Here is an 8,230-nt window from a genome sequence, read left to right on the forward strand (position 1 = left end):
GGTTCCGCTTCCCTGTTCCTGTACATCAGAAGAAACTCCGCTTCCATGGGAGATGACGCCATTGATGCCTGATTTGTAAGTAATCCAGGCCCACTGGGACGGGACACGGTCATACCCGTAGCTGACGGTTAAGTCATCGCTTGGCATTGTCCCCGTATAATCATGGCCGGAATTAAAGCTTCCGCTTAAATAATCCGGTACTGCTGCCGCACTTTCATAGCTATAACCGTATAAATCCCGGTATTCTGTGCTGACCGCGGTATCCGCTGTTTTCTGCTGGACCTCCGGAATAACGATATTCCTTAAGTTATTATCGGTCGTGTTGTTATCAAGATAGTTGACCGTAAACCGGTAGCCTTCCCCTGTTGCTTCATATACATATGTAATTTCTACCGGCTGGTTCGGCATGACGCCTGTAAAACCGCCGCTGCTTCCAAAGCTTCCCTGGACTGCACTGACCAGATTCCCATCCGTATCATCCGCAGTATCTCCGGCTGTTATGCTTCCTGATACGAACTGGTATCCGTATATATCCAGCGGACTTGTACTTATGGCATCCTCCGGGTAATACGGCGTCACACCCGGCGCATGGATCACAGTTCCGTTCTCCGTTACATACCTCACCGTCAGATCCGATCTGGCCGCCGGATTATTCCGGTCTACCTTGTATGCGTATTTCACAGCTGCATCCTGTCCCGGCATCCTTCCGTTAAAGTCCCCGGTCGAGCCGTTAAAGGTACCGATCGGCACTGCTCCAAGCCCGTCATAGTTATATTCAGCGGGGCTGGTCAGAGAATCCAAAAGACTCCACAAATATCCATGGATGGTCTTTTTCTGGGACTGGATCACCGATTCCACGGAATAGGTATTTGCCGTGGTCGTCGACTGGAACACGATGGAGCCGTTCTGATTGGTGTAATCCACCGTATAATCAAACTTTACATTGGTATCCGGCTGCCATATGGCATAGTAAGTGACCGGGCTTTCCGGATAGACAGCCGGCAGGGAGGTAATGTATTCCGGACTCCCCTGGCTGTTCACTTTGCTCCAGCCCTTAAACACGTATCCGTACCTGCTCACACTGGGAAGCAGGGCATTTACGCTGTTCCCGGCCGTTCCGGCCAGTGTCTGCGGCTGAGGCGTCCCTCCGTTGACTACAAAGGCAATGGACGCATCGATTCGGGTGTATTCATAGGTAACTACCACATCCTGTCCAGGCATGGTCCCGGTTAACTTTCCAAAATCGGTCCCTGCGGTTTCCACCGCAGTTAAGGTACTGCCGGTTCCCTGGTCAATGGAGGTTCCGGTTAACTCATACCCGGAAATAGCCGCTGGCGGCAGAATCACCACCCCATCTCCCGATGCAAAGGACAGGCTGGGCGTATCCGGGGCACCGGTTACAGTTCCTCCCGTGGTGGAATCCCGGTAAACAAAGCTAACGGTATATCCGTTGCGTTTTAATACTGTATTCTTTGAATTATTTAAGGCAGAAGATCCCACCGTTGAAAAGATTCCGGTCCCATTACCGGTATCTGCATCTGCAAAAAAGTTGTCTGCAAACGGGCAGGAGGAAATACTTCCGGAATAATCAACCGAAGGTACGGCTATAACAACTTCCTGCCCCGCGGCAGTTGACTCCCCGACAGAAGCCTCCGGAACTTGCTGGGTATTTACACCGATCCGGGAGGCGCCAAGATCTCCCTCAACGGTAATGTGCTTCCCATCGGCCAGATAGACATTTGCTTTTTCTCCTGCTGTATTTGTATTGTCCGAGATATTTATTTCATTCCGGGCAGAAAAAGTACCGGTGCTTTCAAATTGAACCGCACCTTTTCCCGCTGCAGGTCTGTTGCTTTTTATCTCAATACCACTGTCTCCGCCATTAAGCACAAAATTCGTACTATCCAGAATTTCTACTGCGCTTCCATTATTATTCTGAAGAGTCAGTTCATTATTTAATTCTAAAGTTCCATTACTTGCTCGAATCAGTGAAGCAGCATTTGTTGCATTTCCGTTGGTTCCATCCATAATAATATCTGTGAATGAAAGCCCAAAATTATTATTATTCGAAAACATTTCGTCGGCAAATCCATTGGCACGGGCCAGCGTCACGCGGGCACCGGCGGTAGGAACTCCCCCTATTGTCATATCAGTACTGGCTATGACAATTTTCGTATCCGAATTTGTTATGCTGCTGAAACCAATCGTAGAATTAATAGGATTATAATCCTGAATATAAATATATGCATTCTTACCGTTGCATTTAGCAATTGCCGCCTCTATGGTCTGTAATGGCTCACTAAATATTCCGGAGTTACTGTTATTGCCATTTTGAGAAGAAACATAGTACGCCGCCTCTTTCATTGCAAAAGCAACTCTTCGATGTACAATTTCATAAGGCCGTACAGTAAGCATCCACGAATAGGAAATAGAACAGTCACTGGACAATGCGGAAGACGCAGCGGATTCCTTAAACATATTCGTACATCGGTCGCTAAAACTTCCCGCCCATTTCGTTGTCGTAGGTTCCGTTATTCCAAGTGTCGGGTCATCTGTAATCACATCAACAACAACCGCCTTATTTGCAGTCTCCCTCATATAAAATCCCCGGGCTGTTTTATACATATCTTTTGTTAGACTGTTATTGATTTGTAAATCATAGGCGCTGCCCAGCCAGAAGGTACGGCCGGCAGACGGCATTGTACCACCCACATGAGCAAGATAATAATCTACCAGCATATATTTGCCATCTGAACTGGGAGTGGTTGTAACCTTCATCTCAACACGGGTCTCATTTGCGCCCGATCCGAATTTTAGCAATTCAGTATACCCGTTGTAATAACTGTTAACAGAATTGGTGATTGCATTACCGTCAGAATCATGCTGTCCATGTTTTGCTGAATAATACTTTCCGCTGCCAAGTGTTATTTGTGTACCCGGTGTATAAAGACCAGATACATCAGCTGGTACCGGTGCTATCTTAGCATTGCTGGTAGCATCATCTGCCGCCATAAAAAGATAACTGGGAAAACCGTACCAGGCATAAGTAAACTGCATATTGCTGTTATTGCCGTTATTGTAAGTATCACTCTGCCCTGCCTTCTTTCCTGCAAGTTCAAAGCGCCAGCTTGAGCCTCCGGAACCAGTACTGGAATAATCATTGCTCCACTTCCACGTCTGGTTGATATTATCACTTGCAGAAAGTCCAAGATTCGTGTTTCCCAGTTCCGGAATATAAGCAAATGCTATTACCGTCTCCTGAAAAATAAGTCCTGCTATCAGGCATACGGAGAGGACCATTGCCAAAACACGTTTCCAAACCATGTATACATTCCGGATCCTTCCTATTTTCCTTTCTTCCTTTCGTTCCATGTTTCCTCCTTTCAAAAAGACCGATTTATAGTTATTCCTTAAATCAGTGCTCTTTGTCCTTACCTCAATCTCCCTTACCGCTAACTAAGGCCCCACATGCTTCGGAAACCAACTTATCCTTTAGTTGTCGGCCATCCATTTATCCATTATCCTTCTAAAGAAAGGGAGAGTGCCAGATAATCCAAACACTTTCCCCTCCTATGAAGAATGATTTCAATTTAAACTATGGGGTTTCCGGTGTCCATTTCCCACTGTCATCTACATAATATCCATCCGGAGTCACTTCATTCCGGTACATGGAACCCAGCGGACGTCCTGTCTGACCGGCATAAGCCCATTTCCCGTTTGTCTTATCCAGATACCATGTCTGCTGACTGTTTTCCGGTGTCAGGTAATACCATACGCCATCGATTTTCTGCCAGCCGGTGAGCATAGCGCCGTTAAACAGATTTAAGTAGTACCATCTTCCGTCATTATCATCATGATGCCAGCCGGTCTTAAGGCGTCCGAACCAACCATCGTGAACGGTAGTTAAGAAATACCATTTCCCTTCTTCATCTAAAAACCAGCCGCTGTCCATTACCCCTTCCTGGTCAAAATGGTATGTATAGATCAGGGTGGTCCCATTATAGGTATATCTGATATTAGACCACTGATCTTTTAATGTTGTTCCGCTGCTTAATAAGAAGGACCATCCATTGGCTGCCGGATTAAAATTCTCCCAGTGACCGTCAACATCATTTATATAAGTTTTATAGCTTCCAAAACGGTAAGCGCCCGGTCCAACGCCGCTGCTGGAGCTGCTCATTCCGGAACTACTTCCGCCTCCGGAGCCACTTCCGCCTCCTGATCCGCTTCCGCCTCCGGAGCCATTTCCGCCTCCGGGTTCATTTCCGCCTCCGGGTTCGTTTCCGCCTCCGGGTTCGTTTCCACCTCCAGATCCGCTTCCATTACTGATTCCGTCAACAATATCTTTTAATGTCTGATAAGCCTGATCCAACTCACCAATCGTGGGACGGGGAAGAGTATCGCGCACTACAATCGCATCATGGATCGCATCGTTCAATATATTTCTGTCTTCTTCACTTACCGAACCATTGTTTTTCAAAGCATTAGCCGTATTGATTTCATCCTCCAGCCGGTTCTTTGCCTCCTGCCACAAGGAATCGTCTTCCTGTTCATACATTGCGTACAGCTGGAGATCTTTGTTGATCGGAGCCATTACATCATAAAAGCCTGCGGCAGCCACCGGTTGCTTTTTAAATCCTGCAAATTCATATACGATACCGGTAACCGGATCCGTATAGTCTTCCAGGCATTCAAGATTTATATATCCGTCCGCATCTTCAAGATTACTTCCGCCTCTTGCCTTAAGATTTGTCACCATACCTCTTTTCGTATCAGTAATGGTCACCTTATATGATTTGGAATAAGTTAAGATAATCGTGTCCCCTACATTTGCGTCAAACCGGAATGTACCGGTAAATCCGGAATCCGGATCATTCAAATCAGGTTCCACAGGTAAAACCTCCGTACATATGGGATCGCTGTCCGCATTTTCAACCTTCCACAACTGGTAATCCATATTCCCCAGAAGGCTGGTATCCAGGGTACCGTAAACCTGAATATCAGGTGTGTGGTTCCCATCGGACGGCAGTGCTTTATTAATGCCATCCACCTTTCTTGACAATGATATCCCTAAAACCCAGGGGATCTTTAACGCCTCACTATCCACTGTCGCAGCATCTCTCACTGCATTGGACTCCGTAGCAGTCGGCATACTTCTCCGGTCAAATTTAACCGTATATTCTACTTTATGCCCTGTTGCCAGTAAATCCGGATCATCGGAATTGTCAATTAAGTCGAGCTTTAACGCTTCCAATAGATCCGTTTGCATATTGAGAGCAAACGTTCCGTTTTTAGGGGAATAATCTACCGTTGCATTGGAGGAGGTCGCCGTTGCCGGTGTGGATTCATACCGTGCCTGAAGAACTACATCGCCGGCCGGCATGGTAACCCATGGATTCGGCTGTGTTGCCTGAGAATCAGTCAGAGACATAGATCCGATCAGGCAATCCCACCGCTTAAAATTGTACCCGGTTATATCAGGGGCTTTTATCCTTATCTTATCCCCTTCCCGAATGCTGATCTGGGTTGCACCTTCTTCAATCTCCAAAGGTACGTTATTTCTGGTGACCTCAACTACATGGCCTCCGTTGGTGATATACAGGGTATAGGTCTGATTTTGCGCCGGGGTGGAATCTTCCAGGAAAACCGAATTTCCCAGCAATATCTTTTCAGATGGAGACTCTGTTTCTCCCAAATGCTTTGCAACCACCGTATATTCCAGACCAGATTCCAGACCTGGGAATTCTACAAAAGCCGGACTTCCTGTTGCCCCTAACCATCCATCTGCTGATCCTGCCTGGGAAACGGCATTCCCATCACCATCAAGAAGCGCATACAGCGTACCCGATGCAACCGGACTGATCCTGATTTTCTTCCTGCCATCATTTCCATCATTTGCAATGGAATAGTTGCTTCCAAGAGTGACAATACCTTCCCTTGCAGGCTGGCTTATCAGTGATCCATCCACATGGCTGGTCAGCGGTTCTCCCGCTACAGGTGCCGCAGTTAATGAAAGTTCATATACATAATAATAAGTACAGGGATTGAGTCCCGTAAATTTGCCGCTCTGTAACTGAGAGCCAGTCATTGTGGCAATCACGATACCGTCTGCATCTGTAACCGTATATTTTCTATCTTCGTTCACACCATTGATTCTGATCTGTCCGGTTCCATCTGCCGATACGGAACCATCTGTATCAGGAATGCTTAAAATCCCGTCATCTCCGGCGATTGGAGTGAACCTGGCCGTATACGTTTGATTGGAAAGAATCTGCAGGCTATTTTGTACCTGGTTTCCATTCTCATCATACCAGCCTGCAAACATATAATTATCATCTGCCAGAAGTGAAGGAAGCGCTAGATCCGTCCATACCGTTCCCCTTGCTACATGGGCCGATGTGGCTCCTGAAACAATACTTCCATGGCTTCCAGATACAAAGTTTAAAGCAAACCACTCATTGGGATCCTCTTCAAAATTGGCATATAGCTTTAGGTTCCCGGTTATCACTACATCTCCGGTAAGCTTTGCTCCGGTTTTTCCTGTTCCACTTGCGTTTGCTTTATACCAGCCGTCAAATAAATAATGAGCTGCCGGTGACGGGGTGATGCCTTGAGTTAATTCATCGATTGTATAGGTATCCAGCCTGAACGACTTAGGAGAGGAATCTCCCGACAGACTTCCGTTCACGCCATTATAATAATCAATGCGGGCCCAGTAAGCAGGATCCGTCAAATCCTCGTTATAGGTAATGTTAACAGAGCCTCCGATAATATCCGTATGAAAGGTCAGCTTTTCGCCATCCTCATCCAGATCATAGTTGGTGAAATTACCGTTCCACGTGATATTCGGCGGATAAGAATATCCTGGTTTTCTTTCTATGTCCAGTTCTACGGGATCCGCCGGGGATACGGACAAATTCTGCTGTTGTTCAAGAATGTTGTTATGATTATCCACCGTATTTACGATAATATGAGTTGTATAGGTCGGATCAATCTGATATTTATAGGTGATTACCACCATTTGATTTGGCATCTTTCCAGCATAATTTTTATCTAAATCAAAGCTGCAGCCAGCTGAAACCGCTGAATAGATTCCTCTGTTTACTAAATCATCCGTATCTCCATATCCGGTCTTCAGTTCTGCACCAGTAAGCTCATATGCCGTTATGGCAGCAGGTGCAACAGAGAAGACTGTTTCTGCTGAGTAAGCATACGAATCCGGTGTCTTGATAGCAGTGCCGCTTCCATCTACGTATTCTACCCGCAGAGTAAATTTCTTGCTGGTATCCGGTTCATAACGGTATCCAACCGTAAGATCATCGTTGGGCATGTATCCACGGATTGCGTTGGTGGAAGTATTGACTGAAGCAGCCTCTTCCAGTGTCCCAGCCCCGCTCGCATCATCAAACCTTCTGATCTTATTGTTTTTCATCAGCACTGATTTCAGCTTATACCCAGGTATGTTCCTTTTATAGGTAGCTGAAACCGGCGTATTGGCAGTCACTTGATTCGTCCAGGTTCCGTCATCAAAGAACCGGATCACCTGGCTGTCGCTGTCTGACGGCCATGCCGATTGGCTGGTACCGTCAGTTATGCTGTCTCTTGCCGAATTTAAATCACGGTAATGCATGACTGTGAAATCAAACTGGCTGCTGCTGTTACCATTCCACACCGCCTTATAGGTTTCCGGTGATTCATAGGGAAAAGCATAAGGCAGATTGAGAACCTTATTTCCATCTTTATTATACCAACCGTCAAATGTGTAGCCCGGCCATACAACTGAAAATTCCGGAAGCTTGGGCCTTGGCCCGGAGCCTTTGTCCTCTGTCCCAATACCAGAAAAATCCGCAGATGAACTTAAGGCATATCCTGCCTGTCCCGTGGCATAGGAAATGTTATTTGCATATCTTGGCACATTCGCATATGTGGAATGCTGCAGATTCGGCCCCTTCTGTGGATCAAATTGAATGACAGAAGGATCGCCGTAACTTAGCGGTGCTGCAAACGCGGGCGGTGCCGCCATGGTAATAACCATGGCGGCTGCCAGTATCAATGCAGTCTGCGCTTTCCATTTCTTCATGTTTTTCATTGTTTCCTCCTTACTGCAGCCAGGCTCCATCTCCTCCAACGGCATATCCATCAGGCGTCACTTCACTGATGTACATGGATCCCAGGGGCCGCCCTTCATTGCTCTTATAGATCCATTTCTCTGTTGCCGCATCATACCGAT

Annotated in this window: 1 protein-coding gene and 1 pseudogene; both read right to left on the bottom strand. The window is 46.7% G+C overall.

Going from position 1 to position 8,230, the window contains the following annotated elements:
• A pseudogene (locus RT269_RS28950) lies at window positions 1–3,372 on the bottom strand (MucBP domain-containing protein); the annotation flags it as partial.
• A gap of 223 nt (window positions 3,373–3,595) precedes the next feature.
• Window positions 3,596–8,089, bottom strand: a complete 4,494-nt coding sequence (locus tag RT269_RS28955; RefSeq protein ID WP_313187917.1) for an InlB B-repeat-containing protein — start codon at window positions 8,087–8,089, stop codon at window positions 3,596–3,598.
• Between the last annotated feature and the right edge of the window lie 141 nt (window positions 8,090–8,230).

It is taken from the genome of Lacrimispora sp. (assembly GCF_032078915.1).
Classification (GTDB): Bacteria; Bacillota; Clostridia; order Lachnospirales; family Lachnospiraceae; genus Lacrimispora.

Coding starts and splice junctions, on each gene's coding strand:
- RT269_RS28955 (WP_313187917.1), bottom strand. CDS start 8,089: ATGAAAAACATGAAGAAATGGAAAGCGCAGACTGCATTGATACTGGCA.